The organism is Xenorhabdus santafensis, from assembly GCF_033949405.1.
Lineage (GTDB): Bacteria > Pseudomonadota > Gammaproteobacteria > Enterobacterales > Enterobacteriaceae > Xenorhabdus > Xenorhabdus santafensis.
The window spans coordinates 52,021-74,464 of record NZ_VCDN01000018.1 but is presented as its reverse complement, the minus strand read 5'-3'; the positions used below and the strand labels follow the sequence as shown (position 1 = coordinate 74,464).

Here is a 22,444-nt window from a genome sequence, read left to right as displayed (position 1 = left end):
AATTTTATGGCTTCTCACAAATGGGTGGAACAAACATTACGCCCATATCCCACGGTTGCTCAATCCATGTATTTTGCGGAATATCAACAATATAATCATCGACAAGAGAACGACCTTCTGGTTTTGCGAAAATCGTTACAAAATGAGCCTTGGGATACATATCCCGGATCGCTTTCGCTGTACCTCCAGTATCAACCAGATCATCTACGACAATAAAACCATCGCCGTCACCTTCCGCTTTTTTCAATACGGTCAACTCACGCTGGTTATCATGATCATAGCTGGAAATACATACGGTATCGACATGGCGAATACCTAATTCACGAGCAAGCAATGCTCCCGGCACAAGACCACCACGGCTCACGGCAATAATGCCTTTCCACTGATCTACGGGAAGTAAACGTTGGGCTAATTTACGGGCATGTATTTGCAACATATCCCACGTTACAACATATTTTTCACTCATAAAATTTGATCCTGGAAATTAAGAATATTTCAGAAAAGCGTATCTTGCGGAAAAAAAAAGTTGCGCGAGATTATAGTGATTTGAACAAGCAAAAACCAGCAAAAACAAGGTAAGCACTCATTCTGACTGCGCATTAAGGCAATAAAGTGATATTCTCAAACTTAATGTGAACATTGGGAGAACGTTAAATGACAAAAGCTTTCCAATGTGTCAAAAATACTCTCTTTATCTCACCAGATGTCGTTATAGGAGATTCACTGTGTCCGAACTATCAACATTATCCCCTCAACCTCTATGGGATATTTTTGCTCAAATTTGTTCCATTCCTCATCCATCCCATCACGAAGCAGCATTAGCGTCTCACATCATTGAATGGGCCAAAAACAAAGAGTTCCATGTAGAGCAAGATGAAGTCGGCAATATCTTGATCAGAAAACCTGCTTCAAAGGGAATGGAAAACCGCAAGGCCGTCGTGCTTCAGGCCCATCTTGATATGGTTCCACAAAAAAATAACGATACCCAGCATGATTTCACCAAAGACCCGATCCGGCCTTATGTTGATGGTGACTGGGTCACGGCTGATGGCACAACGTTAGGCTCTGACAATGGTGTTGGCATGGCTTCCGCTTTGGCTGTATTGGAAGATGAATCAGTCAAGCATGGCCCATTGGAAGTATTGTTGACCATGACCGAAGAAGCCGGCATGAATGGCGCTTTTGGTTTGAAACCCGGTTGGTTGCAGGCCGATATTCTGATCAATACCGATTCAGAGGAAGAGGGTGAAGTTTACATGGGTTGTGCTGGTGGCATTGATTTTGTCACAACGCTGTCACTTTCCCGTGAAACTTTGCCTGCCGATTACAAAACCCTGAAGCTAACCATGAAGGGATTGAAAGGCGGCCATTCCGGTGGTGACATCCATTTGGGATTGGGCAACGCGAACAAATTGCTGGCTCGCTTCTTGGCAGCACATGCTGATGAATTGAACCTGAAATTGATCCATCTGCAAGGCGGCACCCTGCGCAATGCCATTCCCCGTGAAGGTTACAGCATCGTTGCGGTTCCCGCAGATCAATTGGAAAAATTGCACCAACTGAAAGATTATTATCTGAAAACCTTGAAGAATGAATTAGCTGTCGCTGAAGCTAATCTAACTCTCCTACTGGATGAAATCGAAACATCTTCACCCGCTTTAACACAAGAATGTCAGGCCCGTTTCCTGTCCATGCTCAATACCATGCCAAATGGCGTTATTCGCATGAGTGATGTTGCCAAGGGCGTTGTGGAAACATCCTTGAACGTTGGCGTTGTGACAATGGATGAAGAAAAAGTTGAAGTCACTTGCTTGATCCGTTCATTGATCGAAAGTGGCAAACTTTATGTTGTTGACATGCTGCACTCTCTGGCAAAACTATCTGGTGCCAAAGCGGTTGCAAGTGGCAGTTACCCGGGGTGGCAACCTGATGCCAGCTCCCCAGTTATGCATTTAGTCAGAGAAACTTATCACCAACTTTTCGATAAAACCCCGAATATCATGGTTATTCACGCGGGTCTGGAGTGCGGACTGTTCAAAAAACCGTATCCTGATATGGACATGGTTTCCATTGGCCCAACTATTCGCGGTGCTCATTCACCAGATGAAAGGGTTCACATTAAGAGTGTCGGCCAATACTGGCAACTGCTCACAGCCATTTTGAAAGCTATCCCGGTTAAAGAATAATATCCGGTAACAGCGCCTCTCCCCTGCCGTCCCGTGTGGGGGAGAATCAATTCCTTTTCCTTAGATTGGCTGTACTCTATCGGCTAAATCTTGTTTGCTTCGTCTTGTTTATTACGCCTTAACTTATGCCTTATTGGCTGTTCCCTTGAATTTACCACTCCAATAAAAGCTGACGTTCCAATTGCGGGCTTTGTAAAGTGACATGCAACCCGACCAACCTGACACCCCGCCCTTCTCTGCGGGTTTCCCAAGCTTGTTTTGCAACCTGGATCAGATCAAGTTTATCCAGCAAGGGATGAACATGCTCCTGTGTCGTTAATTGAAAATCGTCAAATTTCAATTTGATGCCCTGACGGGCAATGCGGAGATCGGGTTTTACCTTTGCCAACCTCTTTTCCAGTTCAGGATACAGTTTTTCAATCAACTCTACGCAGTCGCACCATTCATAAATATCCTGCACCAATGTCTTTTCCACCCCGACTGATTTTCGCAATCGTTCCGGGGTGATTTGCCGTTCATCAATGCCGTGACAACGTTCCCAAAGTGAAAGGCCAAATTTGCCCAGACTTTTTATTAATGTCAGCTTATCGTAATGTTGAACATCAGAGCAGGTTTCTAGCCCCATATCTGACAGGCGCTTAGCTGTGACTTTCCCCACACCGGGAATTTTACGCAATGGAAGGGTTTTGACAAAAGCGTCCACATTTTCAGGAGCAATCACATATTGACCATTCGGTTTATTGATATCAGAAGCTATCTTGGCCAAAAACCTGACTGGGGCAATGCCCGCAGAGGCAGTCAATTGCAATTCATCAAAAATAGCCTGGCGGATTTCTTGAGCAATTAATGTGGCTGAGCCGTGGCAATGCTGGCAGTCCGTTACATCCAGATAGGCTTCATCCAATGAAAGAGGCTCGATTAGCTCAGTGTAACGGGAAAAAATACGGCGGATATGTTGAGACACTTCTTTATAAAGCGCCATCCGACCTTGAACCACCTTTAATTGCGGACACAGTTTCAATGCCATGGCTGTGGACATTGCACTATGCACCCCAAAACGGCGGGCGAGATAATTTGCCGTACTTATTACCCCTCGCCGATCTGCGCTTCCTCCCACGGCAATAGGGATATTACGCAGTGATGGATTATCCCGCATTTCAATGGCAGCAAAAAAACAATCCATATCGATATGAATAATTTTGCGCATTTGATCTCCTCGGACTAAATCACTGTATAAATATACAGAAGGAGATTATGAAACTCTAGATAATTTTTTCAGAAAATTTTCAATTTGTTGGTTTCTTTGAATGTAAACGTGCATCCATCCAAACCGGCACCAACGCAGCTACACCAAGCAAAGCACCAACCCAACCGATGGAAGCTAAACCGTATCCAGCCCCTATCGCAGCCCCTCCTAATAACGGTGCTAAAGTAATTCCCAGTTGAAATGCAGAGACATTGGTGGCGCCGGCCAAAGTAGGCGCATCCGCTGCAATGGTATAAACCCGGTTCATCACCGCAGGGTTGACAACAAAACCAAATACCCCGAGTAAAAACACCAGACAAATTGTTGCAATTGCATGTTCAGCCCAAAAAACCAAAGCGATAGAAATAATAATCATGCCAATAATGCCGATGGATAGTGTTTTGAACGGATACTTATCAGCTGTACGCCCGCCAATGCTCAACCCGATAAAAGCCCCGATACCAAAAAGAGCCAAAACGGCCGGAACCCAATTTACAGCCAGTTTACTGACATCAATCAACAATGCGCCCAAATAGCCAAATGTTGCCATATAAGCGGCTGTTGTCAGTATTGTCGTCATATAGGCGATCCACAGTTTCGGTTGCTTCATTACTGTCAATTCAGCGTCTATCACAGATACATTTTCATGATTCTGCTGCATATCAGGCAACATAAACCATAATGCCACAGCAGCAACGGTTGTGGCTGCTGCCACTGCCCAGAATCCTGCCCGCCATCCTGCAATATCACTGATAACCGTTCCCAGCGGCCCACCAACCACCATTGCCAAGCTCAACCCGCTGACGACAACGGCCAAAGCTCTTGCAGTACGATCTTGCGCCACTAAACTTACCGCCGTAGTCGCCGCCACTGCCCAAAATCCGGCATAAGCCACGCCACTCACCACACGTGCAATCACCAACGGCCAATAACCGGGAGAAAGCATGCCTATCGCAGTTGCGATAACGAACAGCGCTTGACTTATCAGTAAGGTTGACCGCCGCGGCCAACGCAAAGTTGCTATTGCCAATGGCGGGGCACCGAATAACACTCCCACCGCAAATGCAGAAATCAGCATCCCTGCGGAAGGTAAAGACACTTGCAAATCAACAGCAATCTTTGGCAACACCCCGGCAATCAAAAACTCCGAACTTCCCATGGCAAACAGGCTTAAGCCCAGCAAATATACCGAAATAGGTATTTTCGATTGCACTGCATTTGAAACAGACATAGGTGCACTCCTAAGTGTTTTGTTGAAATGATGTAATAAATTGACCATAGACCAATTGACTAAAGATAAATTACAACATTATTATTCAAATGATCAATTGAATGTTTTCCTATGATAGGTTTAGATTAATTAAAACTTTAGCAATTAAGCATATACGACTTAAAAATCGATTATAAAACGACCCATAAAGCATAATATTTTAAAAAAACGGATTTTTTGGGGATCAATAATGAAAATAATTGAATACTTCAAGCAATTACTCAATGAATCACCTGACAATTATGATGCTATCGAATATGAAGGATATTGGTGGACATGGGCTAAAGTACGCTCCTGTACAAATATGCTAGAAAATAAATTGATAGATGCAGGTATTAAACCCTCGGAAAGAATTGGCTTAATTCTAGAAAATCGACCAGAGCATATTGCAACCATATTGAAATTATTAACAAAAAACATACCAATAGTCGTTCTCAATCCATTGCAACCAACATCTCGCCTTATAGAAAATATTAAACGTTTAGATATAAAAATTATTATTGCAGGGACAACTCTACTGGCAGATAAAAAATTACTTGAAGGAATAATTAAAGATAGAATTATATTTAAATTAAATCACAGTGGAGAAGCGCTTTTAATCAGTAATAATAATCGTAATAGGCCAAATACAATTAATGTCCCCAATATCGCTATCGAAATGCCAACATCAGGCACAACTGGAACGCCAAAACAAATAAAACTCACCTATCAACAATTGAATGATGCTGTAACTGCCAGCGTACAACTCCCTAAAAATAAAACATTATTAATGGAGTCTGTGTCATTGGTCTCCATGCCCATCATTCATATTTCCGGATTGTGGGGCGTCCTGAGCGCATTATATACAGGCCGGAAAATTGTACTTATGCCAAAATTTGTCTTAGGGCCTTGGATTGAAGCGGTTGAACGTTATCAAATACGAGCAACATTCCTTGTCCCGGCTGCGTTATATGACCTTCTTAACTCCAATTTCCCTTCAGAAAAACTTCATTCACTGAAAATTATTACAACTGGATCAACCCACTGTTCTGCCGAGTTAATTGAACAATTTTATCTCCGGTATGGAATAAGAATCTTAGCAACTTATGGAGCAACAGAATTCGCAGGAGCCATTGCCGGGTGGGATTCAGATCTGCATGAAAAATGGTGGAATAAAAAAGCAGGCAGTGCAGGAAGAACGTATTCTGGCATCAAAATTAGAATTACAGGTGAGTCTGGAGCTGAATTATCTACGGGACAAAAAGGGTATCTCGAAGTTCTTACCAAGCCCAGTTTACCTTCTAATAAATATGAATGGGTACGTACTAACGATATCGCTAATATAGACGCTGATGGATTCCTATGGATTTTAGGAAGAAAAGATAACATCATCACGCGTGGCGGTTTCAAGATCCAAACTGAAAAAATAAAAAATCTGCTAGAAACCCATCCTTCTGTAAAAGAAGCTGCTGTGGTAGCAATTCCTGATATGCGACTCGGCTCTATTCCCATCGCTGTTATTGAAATATTACCCAAATATCCCGTACCCAGCATTGATGAATTTATAATCTTATGTCGTAGAGAGCTGTTACCGTATGAAAGGCCTAAACATCTTTTAATTGTAGATAAACTTCCTCGAACTCCCTCATCCAAAATAAATCAAGTCGAACTTTTAAATATGGCAGTTACTTCCTTAAATAAAATATCTATCGCTGACAATAGCTGTTAAGGATAGTAGCCAATGATTAACTCACTACAAAAAATCACTATGATGACTAAAATGAAATACTTTACTGTCACTAATGCCACTCTCCAAGACTGGAGAAAAATAATAGAATGGGGAAATAAGGAGGGATGGAATGCTGGTTACCAAGATGCCGTTTGTGCTTATCAGGTTGATCCAAAGGGATTATTTATAGGTCGGCTGGATAATAAAATAATTGCCGCAGTTTCATTAATCAATCACTCTGAAAATTACTCTATATGGGGAAGTTATTTGGTTCATCCAGAATATCGCGGAAAGGGATATGGGAAAGCGATTTGTAAAGTAGCTCGGGTTCATGCAGGCAATCGTGAGATTGGTTCTAATGCAATGCCTGAAATGACCTTAAATTATATGAAATCCGGCTTGGCTTCCGTCCACAAGATTATTCACTATAGCGGACGGCTCAAAAAAAATAAAACCAACTCATTAAATAAAACTTATAAAATATTCATGATAGAACCACACCATTTAGATATTATCACTGACTATGATGCCATGTTTTTCCCAGCATCACGAAAACGTTTCCTGAAGAATTGGCTATTTTCTATAGGGCATAAATCTCATGTAAAATTTGATAATGGAAAAATTACCGGCTACGGAGTTATTCGCCCTGCCCCGCAAGGATATAAAATTGGCCCATTGGCAGCAACGACACCCGATGATGCACAAGATCTCTTTGATTCATTAACCGCTGATTTAAGCCCAACCGACAACATTTCTATTTTCGTTCCTGAATATGCAAGTGAAAAATTCATTTATTTTCTACTTAACAAAGGGCTTTCCAGTCAATTCCATGTGGTATATATGCATAAAGGAAATACATATAAAAACATGGCTAAAATAATATATTGCCCTGCAAATTTAGAGATGGGTTAAATATTAATATTCAAGTAACATGCTTAATTCTAGATAGGGTGAAAGCTATGTCAAAAGAAAAATCCGTATCATCCCATAATGAAAGAGCAGTATTTCCCTATAGCACCGGCGTGATTATAGAACGGTGTAGTTTGGCTTATGACCAAAACATAGCAGTTATATTTAATGATCTTAAAATAACCTACCGAGAACAAATAATTCACATTCGTCAAAGTGGGCAAGCATTGCTGCAATTAGGTATGATAAAAGGAGATAGAATCGCCCTACTGATACCCAACAGCCCAGAGTTATTGAATATTTATTTTGGCGCTCTATGGGCTGGATTAGTTGTCGTTCCCTTATTTCCCAAAGGAAGCTCGATTGATCACTCCTTTATTATCCACGATTCTGGTACTCGGGCAGTGATATATGAAGGAAGCATACATAATTTTGACGCTGAATTTACCCTAAATGTAAATGATTTTATGCAATTAGCGAATAAACAACCTTCAGAGGCAAGAGTACCTGATGTCAGCCCAATGGATTTATATGGCATTTTTTACGTCGGGGGAGAAGACGGGCGTTTAAAAGGAGTATTACATACACATGGGAGTTACCTGTCATCTATTGCAGGGCAAATGATTGACATTGGGCTTGGGAAGCAAGAAAGGTTCGCTCATGTTGCACCAATTACCCACGCTGGTGGAATGTTCATTCTTCCAGTATGGATGAAAGGTGGAACCAATGTATTATTGAGTGAGTTTGACCCTGAAAATCTGCTATACACAATAAATAAGGATAAAATTACCTCCACAATGATGGTTCCAACCATGTTATACACTCTATTGGATAAATTAGACAATAGAGGTAATGAATTACTTTCATTAACTAATATTATCTATGGTGTATCGCCATTTCAGCAAGATAGATTATTACAGGCGTTAGACATTTTCGGGCCTATATTCACTCAGATTTATGGTATTACTGAAGCCCCCAACCAATTAACAATATTAGATAAACATGAGCATTTACATGCATTGAAATCCAATAATTTAAAAAAACTTTCATCATTAGGGAGAACGGTGTCATTAACAGATATGCAATTAATTAATAATGGAGATGTCAGTGATTTTCAAGGTGAAATGGTAATTCGAGGCCCCCATATTACTCCCGGTTATTGGAAAAGGCCGATGGAAACCAAGGAAATTTTGCGGGATGGTTGGTTATACACTGGAGATGTTGTCACAAAAGATGAGCAAGGATTTTTATACCTAATTGAAAGGAAAAAAGATATTATAATTTCTGGAGGGTTTCACATTTACGCTAAGCATATCGAAGCAACATTACTACAACACCCTAAAATACAGGTAGTGGCTGTCATTGGCATACCCGACAACAAATGGGGTGAGTTAGTCAAAGCCATTATTGTTCCTGTCCCAAATGCTACAATTACTGAAGAAGAAGTTATTACATGGGCTAAAGAGCAATTGGGATCAATATATGCTCCCAAAGCTGTCAACTTTGTTGAATACATCCCTACCACCAAAGAAGGAAAAATAGAAAAATCAAAATTAAAGAAATAGTTAATGTAAAAACCAATACCAAAAAATAATATAAACAACTTTCTATTTTAAAATATTCTTTATCGCCTCCCAAAAAGAATTTTTAGCATTCTGTTATTATATCAAATACTCAGTATTTACTGGGTATTTGATAATGTTAATGACGTTTTTCATCAACTTCAGTCTACCTTACCTTTCCGTGCGAAAATTACACCAACTTAATATAACAACACCATATATAATATCTGCTAAGCAGGTTGCAGAGTAAGATATGCTATATCAAAAAATAATATACAAATAATAAATAAGTATGACTTTATGCATAAAAGTGACATGTGTGCATTTCGCAGGTACTATTACGCGATTTATCAAAATTACATTGTTAATAAAAATAAGGGTAACAATGAAAAATAATATTTCATTTTTTTTATATCAACTCTCTGATATTTTATTCACTTCTTCCACGCGAGCATTTGGAATGCTGTTCTCATGGTGGATGATTGAAGTGCTAAATCTGGAGTTTCAACTTGGATGGTTTATTTTTTCATCATGGTTTTTGCAAGTCTTATTTCTTGTTTTCATGAGCGATCTCGGGGATAGGTTCAACAAAAAACACATTGTTCTAATTTGCATAATCCCTATTGCACTACTTTTCATCCTGTCTAATTTTATAGATAAAAACTTATACCTGGCATTAGGCATAATTTATATTTTCGCTTCTATTTCAGCCATACTTATTCAACCAATAGGAACAAGTATCCTGCCGGAAATAAGCAATGGAAATAAACTGGAATCTTCATTTAAATATAGAGGGATGGTTAACTCAGTCAATATTATCCTTGGCCCAGCAATATCTGGCATAGTTATCCATTATTTAAATATTAATGGGGCTTTGTTTTTTATTTCTTCGATGTCTATATTATCCATCATCGGCTTTTATTTTGTACAAAACAGACAAACAGAAAAATCCTCACAGCAACATAAAAGCAGTGTAGGAAATATTAGGATAATTACTAAAAACCCAACCGAAGCCAGTCTGGTAATTGTTTCCTCTTTTTTTAATTTTACTGTCGTTCCGCTTGTGACCTACATCACGCCACTTATCATCATCAATGAATTTAAACTAAGTGCGTTGCAAGTTGGGATTGCTGAAGCGATGTTTGGCATCGGTATGATGATTGGCAGCACGATTATTATTAAGCCCATGAATAAGTTCTTCTGCAAAGCACACAGTGCCTTTATTGCAGCTTTTACTATTGCAGCGTGCATAACAGGAATATCCACGGCGGACTCATTAATTCAGTTATGTGGTTATATGCTGCTCAGTGGCGTAGGGCTGGTTATTTATAATATTAATACTACCTCAATCCGATGCCTTGCAACGCCAGAACCTTATCGCAATACAATGGAATCTAAATTCCTTGCCATTTGCATAATATCAATTCCATTGGGAATGTTATCTGCAACCTATCTAATAGAAAGTTATGATATCAGAGTGCTATTAATTATCTTTTCAGCATTAATGGGATTAATGTCATTTTTCGTTCTATTCTCCCCAAAATATGTTGAGATCTCAAAATTGCCAGAAGCTCAATTAGAGGGCTATTACGGAAAAATATATCCTGATGCTTACCGTTCGTAATATGAATAAATACGTACCATAATTCATTTCCTACTTTGATCTCAGGCCATCCAAACCATGTGGATGGCCTGTTATCACTTAATACTTATCCCCCATTCGGGAAAATCAATGTCTGTCCCGGCGATTCTCTGTTCAAATGGATAAAATTAAGGTGCTTTTCGTAGTGATCTAGAATGTCACTGATAATCTGCTCTTTTGTATAATCCATCAAATCATTGCCTTGAGTCCCTTCCATCAGGAATGTTTCCAATCGATAGTAATGGGATTTGCCCAATCTGGCTCGATACGTAAACCCTGGCGCTGAATAACGTTGAGGCCAGATTTGATAGACAAAATTTTGTTCATCACCCAAATCAACAATCAATTCCAGCGGATTCAGCCGGATATCTTTTTCTATATCTTTCTCTGTGGGTAAAACATGAAACTGAACTTTCGCTCCCTTAGTTACCAGCTCCTTAGCAACCTCCAACATGGCTGGGCGGCACACGGAATCCAGCATTCGCTGTGTATTTTTCGTTCCGGGGAAATGCATCATGCGACTTAGGCGCTGTTTCCAATTTAATGAGCCATTATCATGCACCAACGTTGGGGATGTATTTTGCAGTGAACTGGCTTTGCGAAAATCTTCTACCCGCAAGGATTTATACAGGCCAGCCATAACAAAGAAGATCACAAAACTAAAAGGCAACCCCATTATCACGGTGGTATTTTGCAGGGCAGAAATACCGTCGGTCATCAAGATGCCCAACGTCAGAACCCCTATCGCGACAGACCAGAATACCCGCAGCCAGTTAGGCGCATCATTGTTGATATCGCTGAGGTTGGAAGTGAAGTTTCCCAGAACCAATGATCCTGAATCCGCCGATGTCACATAAAACAGCAACCCAGTGATCGTGGCAACCGAAGCACTAAACGTAAAGGCCGGATAAAGCGCCAATAACCCATAGAAGCCTTGCTCCGGATGTTGTAGCACGGTTTCAGCCAGTTGACGGTTACCATGAATAACTTCATACAGCACACTGTTACCGAAAATAGATAGCCATATCAGTGTGAAAACGAATGGAATGACTAAGGTTCCCATCACAAATTGGCGAATCGTTCTGCCACGGGAAATTCGTGCGAGGAATAAACCAACAAAAGGCGACCAGGCCACCCACCACGCCCAGAAAAATAGCGTCCAGTTATTCATCCATTCAGTCGGGCGCTCAAATGCATAGCTATTCAGTGTCATTCCCAGAAAGCGGCTAATATAATCCCCCACATTTTGTACCAACCCATTGAGCAGGAACTCAGTATCGCCGACAAACAACATAAATATGACTAAGCCCAAGGCCAGAAATACATTCAATTCTGATAAAAAACGAATGCCTTTATTCACTCCGGAAGTCACGGAAACAATTGCCATCACTACAGACAACAGTATCAACCCTCCCTGCACACCCAAACCCTGAGGAAAACCAAACAAGACTTTCAGGCCGTAATTCAATTGCACGACACCAATACCCAGCGTCGTGGCAATGCCAAAAATCGTGCCGATCACTGCCGCAATATCAACTGCATGACCGATTGGGCCGTTTATTCGGTTACCAAAAATAGGATAAAGGGCTGAACGAATCGTCAAAGGCAGGTTATAGCGATAACTGAAGTACCCCAACGCAATCCCCATCAAGGCATACATTGACCAGCCCGTCAGGCCATAGTGAAACAACGTCCACACCATCGCCTGACGGGCTGCTTCAATGGTTTCCCCTTGGCCCGTAGGAGGCCTCATATATTGCGTAACGGGCTCAGCTACCGAGAAAAACATCAGGTCAATACCGATCCCGGCTGCAAACAGCATTGAAGCCCAACTAAGCAAACTGAATTCCGGCTTGGATTGCTCAGGCCCCAATTTGATAGAACCAAAACGGGAAACGGCAACAAAAATCACGAATACAATGTAAAGCGTGGCTGCCAATAAATAATACCAACCAAAGGTCTTGGATACCCAATTAAGGGTGTGTTTTATCCAGATACTTGTTGCATCGGTAAAGAGGATCGTGAAGAAAGAAAACAGGATAATCAGTCCGGCTGAAATAAAAAAAACGACAGAGTTCAATGTATCCTTCTGAGTGTTTTTTGGACTGTCATGTGTGTTCATAAGCAGTTCCTGAAATTTTAAATGTAGTAAGAACGAAAGAGTGAAAAAGATATATTTATTTGATTTTAAAGTAAAATATAAAAATACATTGCATATTCCAAATTGCAACTTGTGAATAATTTGTAATAAAACATATTTAATTTTGATTGAACATTCAATTAAAAAAAAGTTTAATACCTACCGGATGATTGATTTTTTGAGTGTAAAATAATGCCAAAAGTGGGAATGCAGTCGATAAGGAAACAGCAGCTCATTGATGCAACGTTAGCTGTCGTCAATGAGGTTGGGATGCAGGAGGCGAGCATTGCACAAATCGCCCGCAAGGCGGGTGTTTCCAACGGCATTATTAGTCACTATTTCAAAGATAAAAATGGGCTGTTGGAAGCCACCATGCGCTATCTGTTACACCAGTTGGGAATGGCCGTCGCATTCCGCTTGCGCTTGCTTGATGACAATAGTCCCGCAGCAAGGCTGAAAGCCATTGTTGAAGGGAATTTTGATCGCAGCCAAATCAGTAGCGCAGCCATGAAAACCTGGCTTGCGTTCTGGGCAAGCAGTATCCACCAGCCGAATTTATATCGCTTACAGCAAGTCAATGAACGCCGTCTGTATTCCAATATTTGTGTTGAATTCAGACGTGCGCTTCCCAAAGCCGAAGCCCGGTTGGCAGCACAAGGTCTTGCCGCATTGATTGACGGCATTTGGCTGAGGAGTGCATTAAGCAGTAATCCCTTTGATATAGAAGGGGCATTCAAAATCACCCTTGATTACATTGAGCAGAAACTCGGGGCATCAGTTATGACCTGACTTTTGACCTATACCCAATGGATTTCAAGTTGCATCGCGACGGCAAGGGAATTCATTCCCGGGAGCATAGATAACCGTATTTTTATGAAAACGGTGACCGGAGTGAATGAGTGCAGCCAGAAAAGAGGCAACTTAAAAGACAGAGGGTATACATCCATTGGATAGACTCTTAAGGAGAATCTATGACCCATTTTGGATTACAGAAACTTTATATTCATGGGGCTTATGTTGATAGCTCCCAACCTGAAAATCCGGTATTTGATGCAATCAACCCCGCTAATGGCGAAGTTATTGCTCAATTTCAATCGGCGACGGAGCAAGATGTTGATCTGGCTGTCGAAAGTGCCATTCAGGGGCAAAAAATCTGGGCGGCCATGACAGCAGTCGAACGCTCGCGAGTTTTGCACAAAGCAGTAAATATCTTGCGCGAGCGCAATGATGAGCTGGCTGAGCTGGAAACACTGGATACCGGGAAAGCCTTTTCTGAAACTCAGCAACTTGATATTGCCTCTGGTGCCGATGTACTGGAATATTATGCAGGCTTGATCCCCGCACTTGAAGGGCAGCAAATTCCACTGCGCGAATCTTCTTTCGTGTATACACGCCGTGAGCCGCTAGGTGTTGTGGCAGGAATTGGTGCGTGGAACTACCCCATTCAAATCGCCCTGTGGAAATCAGCCCCTGCCCTTGCAGCCGGCAACGCCATGATTTTCAAGCCCAGTGAAGTCACTTCTCTCACCACCCTTAAATTAGCTGAAATTTATACCGAAGCGGGTTTGCCTGATGGCGTGTTCAACGTTCTGACGGGGGCGGGCCATGAGGTCGGGCATTATCTGGCAACCCACCCAAAAATCGCCAAACTGTCTTTTACCGGCGGCACAGTTACCGGCAAAAAAGTCATGGCAAATGCATCTGGCTCCAACTTAAAAGAAGTCACAATGGAACTGGGTGGGAAATCCCCGCTGATCATCTTTGATGATGCCGATCTGGATCGCGCAGCGGATATTGCCATGATGGCAAATTTTTTCAGTTCAGGTCAGGTTTGTACCAACGGAACACGTGTCTTTGTTCCCAAGTCGCTGCTTTCACAATTTGAGGACAAAATTCTTGAACGAGTGAAACGCATCCGCATAGGTTCACCTCTCGATCCCAATACCAATTTTGGCCCGGTAGTGAGTTTCCCTCACATGGAATCTGTTTTGCGCTATATCGAGAGCGGCAAAAACAGCAGTGCCCGCTTGCTTTGTGGTGGTGAACGTATACTGGAAGGTGAGTTGGCAAAAGGCGCGTTTATTGCACCCACTGTATTCAGTGATTGCACTGATGACATGCTGATTGTACGGGAAGAAATCTTTGGCCCGGTCATGAGCATCCTGACTTATGAGACGGAAGAAGAAGTTATAGCCCGGGCCAATAACACGAATTACGGCTTGGGAGCCGGATTGGTGACAAACGATCTTTCCCGTGCACACCGTGTTATCCACCAACTGGAAGCAGGAATTTGTTGGATCAACACATGGGGAGAATCTCCGGCGGCAGTGCCTGTCGGTGGTTATAAACACTCCGGTGTCGGCCGTGAAAATGGTCTGATCACACTGCAAAATTACACACAAATTAAATCAATACAGGTGGAATTGGGAGAGTTTGAATCCCTATTTTAATCCACGCCTGAAACAGAGGAGATAATTAATGGTATTTGACTACATTATTATCGGTGCTGGTTCAGCGGGTAACGTACTTGCAACTCGTCTGACGGAAGACCCCGATGTCACTGTCCTGCTTTTGGAAGCCGGTGGGCCAGATTACCGGTTCGACTTCCGTACTCAAATGCCAGCAGCGCTGGCATATCCCTTGCAGGGAACCCGTTATAACTGGGCTTATGAAACCGATCCTGAACCCCACATGAACAACCGACGCATGGAATGCGGTCGCGGCAAAGGGCTTGGCGGCTCTTCACTCATCAATGGCATGTGCTATATCCGCGGCAATGCATTGGATTTTGATAATTGGGCATCCAAACCCGGGCTGGAAGACTGGACGTATCTGGATTGCCTGCCTTATTTTCGCAAATCTGAATCACGGGATATTGGCGAAAATGACTATCATGGCAGCGTCGGGCCGGTCAGTGTCACAACCCCAAAAATGGGAAATAATGAACTGTTTCACGCTATGGTTGAAGCGGGCATTCAGGCAGGCTATCCACGAACTGACGATCTGAATGGTTATCAGCAAGAGGGTTTTGGCCCAATGGATCGCACAGTCACTCCCAATGGAAGGCGAGCCAGTACAGCCCGTGGTTATCTTGATCAGGCCCGGGCGCGCAAAAATATCACTATTGTCACCCACGCCTTGACGGACATCCTCAAGTTTGAAGGCAAAAAAGCTGTCGGAGTCAATTTTTATCAGGGCAAAAGTTCCACCTTAAGGTACGCCAAAGCACGCAAAGAGGTTTTGCTTTGTGCTGGAGCCATCGCCTCACCGCAAATTCTGCAACGTTCTGGCATTGGCCCTGAAGAGGTTCTGAACGAGTTTGGTATTCCTGTGGTGCAAATATTGCCGGGGGTCGGGCAAAACTTACAAGACCACCTTGAAATGTATTTGCAATATGAGTGCCTGCAACCCATTTCTCTCTATCCTGCATTGAAATGGTATAACCAGCCTCAAATAGGCGCTGAATGGTTATTCAAAGGAACCGGCATTGGAGCCAGCAATCAATTTGAGGCCGGAGGTTTTATTCGTACCAGTGAAAAGTTTGCCTGGCCGAATATTCAGTTTCATTTTCTGCCCGTTGCCATCAATTACAATGGCAGTAATGCTATCAACCAACACAGTTTTCAGGCTCATGTTGGCTCCATGCGCTCCCCAAGCCGTGGCCGCGTAAACATCAAATCGCGGGATCCGCGTCAGCATCCCAGCATTTTGTTCAACTATATGTCAACGGAACAAGATTGGCAGGAGTTCCGCGACGCTATTCGCATTACACGGGAAATTATGGCTCAGCCTGCGCTGGCTCCGTACTGTGGCCGTGAAATCAGTCCGGGTATTGAAATTCAGACAAATGAGCAACTGGATGCCTTTATTCGTGAGCATGCGGAAACCGCATTCCATCCATCATGTAGTTGTAAAATGGGGATGGATGAAATGGCTGTCGTTGATGGTCAGGGACGTGTACACGGTGTTGAGGGTTTGCGAGTGATCGATGCATCCATAATGCCTGAAATTATTACCGGGAATTTGAATGCGACGACAATTATGATAGCTGAAAAGATTGCAGATAAGATACGCAAGCGATCGCCGTTACCACGCAGCCAGGCAAAATATTATGTTGCCAATAGTGCACCGGTTCGCCAATTAACGCAAAATCGTTGATCAAAAAATTTATTTTTACTGAAATAGCTTATGCACAGTGAATTTCAATCTGCATCGCGGAGGCAAGGAAGAGTATCCCCGGAAGCGTAGATAGCCCGTGTGTTTACAAAAACGGTGACCGGGATAGCCGGGCGTGCGCAGCCAACAAAGAGACAGTTTGAAAGACGAGATGTGTAAATCATCAATGCGGGAAAATAAGGGGATTATGTCATATTGCTTACATAGTTTTCGCTAGCACTTTCCCGCATTGCTATTTACAAAAGAAATAATAAGTATTTTTAGATATTAAAATTCATATTAACTATCAGAAAAATTGATTACGCTAAATTTAGCACCATATAGATATGCTCAGCGCCATCTTCTAAATAAATGTCCCCATGCGCCTGATAGCCAAGTCCCTCATAAAATGGCTGGGCATGGCATTGTGAAGATAATTCGATAGATGAAATATTATTTTTGCGCCCATAATCTTCAATAAACTCCATGAGATTACGGCCAATGCCACGACCACGATAATCTTTCAGTACCGCAATTCGCCCTGCTTTCAGTACATTACCGTCTTTCGAAAACGCACGTAATACACCGATTGGTTTTTCGTTATCAAAGATCACGGCATGCAAGGCAATATCATCATACTCATCAATATCAATGTCAGCCTCAAAACCTTGTTCATCTGTAAATACTTTTTCACGAACGAAAAATGCCTGCTGGATTAATTCTGGATTTTGTCTTCCGACACTGTATTTTATTTCCATTATTATGTCCTGAGTGTGATGTGAAAAATAATTCTTAACCTAATGCCAAATGATTAAATAAGTCAAGTTAGTGCGCACTAAAGCACCATTGGAATAATGCCAAAAAGAAGGGTAATCCTCTTTAGATTACCCTTCTGATATTTGTGCAGTTGGCACTCACAGGATATTAAGCAGATAAATTAATTTTCCTCTTTTTTATCGCTATCACCTTTCAGGCTATTAATCAGATCATCCGTTTTTTTATCAGTTTCCGACTTTATCTCATCTGTCTTCGACTTCACGCTATCCGAAAGCTGATTAAGGCTATCGGTCGCCTGATTTTTGATATCGCCTGTTCCCTCTTTTATATTTCCCAACAAATCATTAGCGGCCTTAGTGGCATTATCCTGTATATCTGCCATCTTGGACTTGACTTGATTTGCGACGTCATTGACGGAATTACTGATTTGGCTTTGCTCTTCTTTGGATTTATCGACCATGCCTTGGCCTTCCTTCAGAGCGTTGTCCTTCATTTCCTGCGATTTTTCTTTTACATCATCCATCATGTCCGTGGTTTTTTGCTCAGCATCCTTTTTCATTTGCGTTGCACTTTCTTCTGTTTGCTGCGTAACTTCGTCTGCTTGTTTAGCAGCATCATCACAACCTGCAACCAGTGCCACAATACCAGCCAAAATCAGAGAACCAAGGATCTTTTTCTTCATTGACTAACCCCTTTGTACTTAAGGAAATTGCACTTATGGAAATGACCTCGCCAATGAGTGTTCTGGCCATTCGGTGCCACAACATCCCATAAGCACTTTGATCTCATTGCCGACAGCATCGGCAGCAGAGAAGACGTAACGAGATAGGCAAAAACAAAAATAATTCTCATTTTGATTTGCCCGATTTCCTATCTCAGGTGACTTATAACAATGAAAATATTTTACTTGATAAAATTTCAGGAAATTTATGGCAAATAATAGTCAAAAATTAGAAAAACGCCCACTCGTGACCATAATTCAAACAATTTTAAGCAGCACAATTTCTGGTACTGTGGTTCTGAGTACGGTGTTTTCCAGCTCTGTTTATGCAAGCGGGGATCTTGTGGAACAGAAAACAGAAAAGAAAAATGAGGTGATGACATTACCCGCTCTTTCCGTGGTAGGAAGTTTACACAACAGCACCAATGCAGGCAGTTCTGTCCTTAAAAAGGCGGATATTGACCGAACTCAGGCCGATAACGTTGCTCAATTGCTCGATCAACTTCCGGGTGTTTCGATGTCGGGATCTCCGCGCCCCGGCGGGCAAACGCTGAACATTTGGGGAATGGGATCAAATGAAGATGTAAAGGTTACTCTGGATGGGGCTCCAAAAAGTTTTCAGAAATATCGTCAAGGTTCTATCTTTCTTGAACCTGAATTAATTAAGCGTATAGATGTTGATAAAGGGCCCCACAACATACTGAATGGACATGGTGGGTTTGGTGGATCTGTTAAAGTTACCACCAAAGATGCCAATGATTTTCTTCGCCACGATGAAAATTGGGGGGGATTGATCAAACAAAGCTACCATACCAATGACAGACAATGGATCAATACTGGAACAATATACGGCAGAGATCCCAACGGCTTTGCTGATGGGTTACTCTATGTAAATAAACGCAATGGGCATAATATTAAACTCCCTGATGGCACACATTTTGAATTTTCACAAAACAATCAAACATCTTATTTATTAAAAACCAATTTCTATCCGAATGACACCCATACTATAAATCTGTCTGCCATGCGTTCTGAATCAGCGGGATGGCAACCATGGGCGGCTAAACGAGGTAAAATGGTCGTTCCATCTGCTACAGAAGTAGAAAAGTATGGTAGGGATATGGCATGGAAAAGAAAATTAGTTTTTCGTGATCAGATTGATCAAAACTACACTGCTAAATGGAATATCGCACCAGAGGATAATCCATGGCTAAATCTGACGATGACATATGGATATTCCAAAACAAAACAAAATGATAGCCGCCCAGCAAATGCCTCTAGCTCTTTCAGTGTGCTAATGGGTAATAAAAGCTGGGTTGACTACATTGATAATATCGCAAAAATCCAGAATGAGAGTGTATTTTCAACAAGCATAATTGAACATAAGTTATTGGTGGGAACACGTTGGCATAAAAAGGATAATGACGTTTTAATGTTCAATAAGGGCAATAAGAATAAAGCCGATTATAATTATGGCTATTATCAACCTAATTATATGCCGTCTGGCAGCCAGCAAATTTACAGTTTTTATGTTCAGGATTCTTTGAAACTAGGCAGTTTCACTGTCACTCCAGGTGTCCGTTACGACCATATCAAAAATACAGGTGAAGAAAATAAGGCACCGATATTTAACGATAAATCACCCAAAGTAAACCATGACTACCGCAGTGTAACCTACACTGGTTGGAGTTCTCATCTCGGTATGGTATGGAAAACCAGTGAAAACCTTTCTCTGTTCGCTGATATCAGCCGTACATGGCGGGCGCCATCAGTTGATGAGCAATATGAAGTTCAATCGGCAAGAACCAGCTTGCCGGGTTCAAGCCGCAATCTTGATGTTGAGAGAATGACAGGGCTACGCCTCGGTGCAATTCTCGATTTCGATAATCTGATGCTCAAGGATGACAGTCTGCAAATCCGTACCACTCTATTCCGCAATCGCGGTAAAGATGAAATCTTTAAAAGACGTGGTATCTACTGTGAAGCACAAATTGAAAGTGGTTCCACTCAATCATGCGGAAAACCACTGGCAAACTATCGCAATCTGCCGGGATATACCATCGAAGGTCTGGAAATAGAAACTTTCTACGACAGCAGCACACTATTTGGAAAATTATCTTTTTCCACTCTGCGTGGTCAGCGAGATGCTTCAATGCGAGATCCTTGGATAGGCCATAAAACTTGGACAGAGGAAATTCCGCCGACCTCAGCTCACGCTAAGCTGGGCGTTAAAATTCCGCAATTGCAGATGGAAATGGGATGGAAAGGCGATTTTATCCGCAAACAAGATCGCTCACCGGTAGATGATGATCCTATGGCCGGACATTGGTCATTACCTAAAACTAAAGGTTATTCCTTGCACGGTCTGTTTGCGAGCTGGCGTCCGACTTATATAAAAGGGTTTGAAGCACGCATCACTGTCGATAACCTGTTCAACCGCGATTACTATCCCTACTTAGGGGAATCAGTTTCAGGCATTGGCCGTAACTTCAAATTCAGTATTTCACAGCAATTCTAACTGATATTTAATCACTCACTTTTTAACCCTCTTAATTTTTAAGAGGGTTAAGTCTAAAATGCCGCATTGACTTCCCCCAACAAATACAAATAATAATCATTATCAGATTTATCCTACCCCCTTTTAGGTAACATCATCATGGCGGTGCAAAAAAGCACATTTGGGCACAATGAGATCGCCCATAACCTCTATTTCGACTATCACCGTTGGTTATGCAACTGGATCAGAAAAAACAGCGCTTGCCCAAATCATGCTGAAGATCTCACTCATGAGATATTCATCAAACTGATGCAATCATCAGATCTTAAATACATCCAGCAGCCCAAAGCCTTTTTGATAACAATAGCCCGTAGGACGCTCGCTAACTATTGCCGCAGGAAAAAGCTTGAAGACGGTTATCTGGAATATATGAAAGCAATGCCAAAAAGCACATCGCACTCGTCTGAACATCAACTGGTGTTGCTGGAACAATTAGAAAAAATCGATAACACACTGGATGAACTGCCTGCTAAAGTCCGGCAAGCATTTTTACTGACACAACTGCAAGGAATGCGCTATAAAGACGTAGCGGAAGATCTCGGCGTTTCAATGAGTTCAGTAAAAAATTACTTACAACAAGCTCATAAGAAGTGCTCTCTTCTTTATCTCCTGTGATAAGGCAATGTTAGGTTAATTAAATGGAAATTTTGAACCAAAAACTGAATATTCTGTGTAAAGTTGATAACTTATTAATGGCCCATCAGCCAAATAAAAGCACAGGCATTAAACGATTTATTTTAGAATTTCTTTTCTTTGGATTAATTAATGCCCGCTCGTGTTTATTTGCGGGATTCTTTTTTTTGGCTTTATTTTTAATCCCAGCAAAAGGCATCGCAGGTATACCACGTTATGATGCATTGCTCGTATTTGCCGTCGCCTTTCAGGCATTTCTGCTATGGTCAAAACTCGAAACATGGGATGAGCTGAAAGCGATCTGTGTTTTCCATTTAGTCGGTTTCATCATGGAGCTATTTAAAACATCAGCATCCATTGGCTCATGGCAATATCCTGATGCTGCGTTGACCAAACTTTGGGGAGTCCCTCTGTTTACCGGTTTTATGTATGCAGCTGTAGGGAGCTACATTATACAATCATGGCGCTTTTTTAAGGTACGTATTGAACATTACCCTCCGTATTGGATGGCAACCTTGGTGGCACTGGCTATTTATATCAACTTCTTTAGCCACCATTATATTGATGATTATCGCTGGTATTTAACTGCCTTTATTTTCGGGTTATATGCCCGTGGCACAGTTTTTTATACACCGTTGGATAAAGAACGCAGGATGCCACTATTGCTTGCTTTTATGCTGATTGGTTTTTTTATTTGGCTGGCGGAAAACTTCGGGACTTTCTTCGGCATCTGGCAATACCCGCATCAATTAGGCGCTTGGTCTGTTGTCCATGCCGGAAAATGGGGAGCTTGGTCATTATTGGTGATTGTGACCTTTACGATTGTCGTTCACCTTAAACATATCAAAGCGAGTGTTGCCATTTCCCGCTAATTTAATCATGTCTATTTTCCATACTTTTTTTGACATTCAGCAACATGAAATAAGATCGTCATAAGA

General features: G+C 41.9%; 17 protein-coding genes. 11 read left to right on the top strand and 6 right to left on the bottom strand.

Annotation, left to right across the window (positions count from 1 at the left end; translation table 11 throughout):
• Positions 1 to 4 precede the first annotated feature (4 nt).
• Positions 5 to 466, bottom strand: a complete 462-nt coding sequence (gene gpt, locus FE392_RS05440) for a xanthine phosphoribosyltransferase (protein WP_319929218.1) — start codon at positions 464 to 466, stop codon at positions 5 to 7.
• A 259-nt stretch (positions 467 to 725) separates the two neighbouring features.
• On the opposite strand from gpt, the gene pepD reads away from it, so the two are divergent.
• Positions 726 to 2,186, top strand: a complete 1,461-nt coding sequence (gene pepD / locus FE392_RS05435) for a beta-Ala-His dipeptidase (protein ID WP_319929217.1) — start codon at positions 726 to 728, stop codon at positions 2,184 to 2,186.
• 151 nt (positions 2,187 to 2,337) lie between these two features.
• On the opposite strand, the gene dinB is transcribed toward pepD, so the two are convergent.
• The gene (gene dinB / locus FE392_RS05430) at positions 2,338 to 3,393 is read right to left on the bottom strand and encodes a DNA polymerase IV (protein ID WP_319929216.1); all 1,056 of its coding nucleotides are present in this window, start codon (positions 3,391 to 3,393) and stop codon (positions 2,338 to 2,340) included.
• A gap of 79 nt (positions 3,394 to 3,472) precedes the next feature.
• Positions 3,473 to 4,663, bottom strand: a complete 1,191-nt coding sequence (locus FE392_RS05425) for a Cmx/CmrA family chloramphenicol efflux MFS transporter (protein ID WP_319929215.1) — start codon at positions 4,661 to 4,663, stop codon at positions 3,473 to 3,475.
• A 229-nt stretch (positions 4,664 to 4,892) separates the two neighbouring features.
• On the opposite strand from FE392_RS05425, the gene FE392_RS05420 reads away from it, so the two are divergent.
• From FE392_RS05420 to FE392_RS05405, 4 genes are all read left to right on the top strand, one after another.
• Positions 4,893 to 6,410, top strand: a complete 1,518-nt coding sequence (locus FE392_RS05420; RefSeq protein WP_319929214.1) for a class I adenylate-forming enzyme family protein — start codon at positions 4,893 to 4,895, stop codon at positions 6,408 to 6,410.
• Positions 6,411 to 6,422: 12 nt separating this feature from the next.
• The gene (locus FE392_RS05415) at positions 6,423 to 7,322 is read left to right on the top strand and encodes a GNAT family N-acetyltransferase (protein ID WP_319929213.1); all 900 of its coding nucleotides are present in this window, start codon (positions 6,423 to 6,425) and stop codon (positions 7,320 to 7,322) included.
• Between the two features lie 47 nt (positions 7,323 to 7,369).
• On the top strand, positions 7,370 to 8,884 hold the full coding sequence (locus FE392_RS05410) for an AMP-binding protein (protein ID WP_319929212.1): 1,515 nt from the start codon (positions 7,370 to 7,372) through the stop codon (positions 8,882 to 8,884).
• A 382-nt stretch (positions 8,885 to 9,266) separates the two neighbouring features.
• Positions 9,267 to 10,505, top strand: a complete 1,239-nt coding sequence (locus FE392_RS05405; protein WP_319929211.1) for an MFS transporter — start codon at positions 9,267 to 9,269, stop codon at positions 10,503 to 10,505.
• Between the two features lie 85 nt (positions 10,506 to 10,590).
• Here FE392_RS05405 and FE392_RS05400 read toward each other — a convergent pair whose 3' ends face one another.
• Positions 10,591 to 12,645 carry a choline transporter gene (locus FE392_RS05400; protein WP_319929210.1) on the bottom strand — a complete coding sequence of 685 codons (2,055 nt, stop codon included), beginning with the start codon at positions 12,643 to 12,645 and terminating at the stop codon, positions 10,591 to 10,593.
• A gap of 210 nt (positions 12,646 to 12,855) precedes the next feature.
• On the opposite strand from FE392_RS05400, the gene betI reads away from it, so the two are divergent.
• The 3 genes from betI (at position 12,856) to betA (ending at position 16,821) form a co-directional block, all read left to right on the top strand.
• The gene (gene betI / locus FE392_RS05395) at positions 12,856 to 13,452 is read left to right on the top strand and encodes a transcriptional regulator BetI (RefSeq protein WP_319929209.1); all 597 of its coding nucleotides are present in this window, start codon (positions 12,856 to 12,858) and stop codon (positions 13,450 to 13,452) included.
• 182 nt (positions 13,453 to 13,634) lie between these two features.
• A complete protein-coding gene (betB, locus tag FE392_RS05390; RefSeq protein WP_319929208.1) occupies positions 13,635 to 15,113 on the top strand; it encodes a betaine-aldehyde dehydrogenase in 1,479 nt (492 codons plus the stop codon).
• Between the two features lie 28 nt (positions 15,114 to 15,141).
• On the top strand, positions 15,142 to 16,821 hold the full coding sequence (gene betA, locus FE392_RS05385) for a choline dehydrogenase (protein ID WP_319929207.1): 1,680 nt from the start codon (positions 15,142 to 15,144) through the stop codon (positions 16,819 to 16,821).
• A 317-nt stretch (positions 16,822 to 17,138) separates the two neighbouring features.
• On the opposite strand, the gene FE392_RS05380 is transcribed toward betA, so the two are convergent.
• Both FE392_RS05380 and FE392_RS05375 read right to left on the bottom strand, forming a co-directional pair.
• Complete coding sequence (locus FE392_RS05380; RefSeq protein WP_319929206.1) at positions 17,139 to 17,576, bottom strand: GNAT family N-acetyltransferase; 438 nt, start codon at positions 17,574 to 17,576, stop codon at positions 17,139 to 17,141.
• A 179-nt stretch (positions 17,577 to 17,755) separates the two neighbouring features.
• The gene (locus FE392_RS05375; RefSeq protein ID WP_319929205.1) at positions 17,756 to 18,277 is read right to left on the bottom strand and encodes a YtxH domain-containing protein; all 522 of its coding nucleotides are present in this window, start codon (positions 18,275 to 18,277) and stop codon (positions 17,756 to 17,758) included.
• Positions 18,278 to 18,524: 247 nt separating this feature from the next.
• On the opposite strand from FE392_RS05375, the gene FE392_RS05370 reads away from it, so the two are divergent.
• From FE392_RS05370 to FE392_RS05360, 3 genes are all read left to right on the top strand, one after another.
• Positions 18,525 to 20,834 (top strand): TonB-dependent hemoglobin/transferrin/lactoferrin family receptor, encoded by a 2,310-nt coding sequence (locus FE392_RS05370; RefSeq protein WP_319929204.1) that lies wholly within the window; start codon positions 18,525 to 18,527, stop codon positions 20,832 to 20,834.
• A gap of 138 nt (positions 20,835 to 20,972) precedes the next feature.
• On the top strand, positions 20,973 to 21,488 hold the full coding sequence (locus FE392_RS05365) for a sigma-70 family RNA polymerase sigma factor (protein WP_319929203.1): 516 nt from the start codon (positions 20,973 to 20,975) through the stop codon (positions 21,486 to 21,488).
• 77 nt (positions 21,489 to 21,565) lie between these two features.
• Positions 21,566 to 22,378: a DUF817 domain-containing protein gene (locus FE392_RS05360; protein ID WP_439153465.1), complete on the top strand. Its 813-nt coding sequence runs from the start codon at positions 21,566 to 21,568 to the stop codon at positions 22,376 to 22,378.
• Positions 22,379 to 22,444 lie beyond the last annotated feature (66 nt).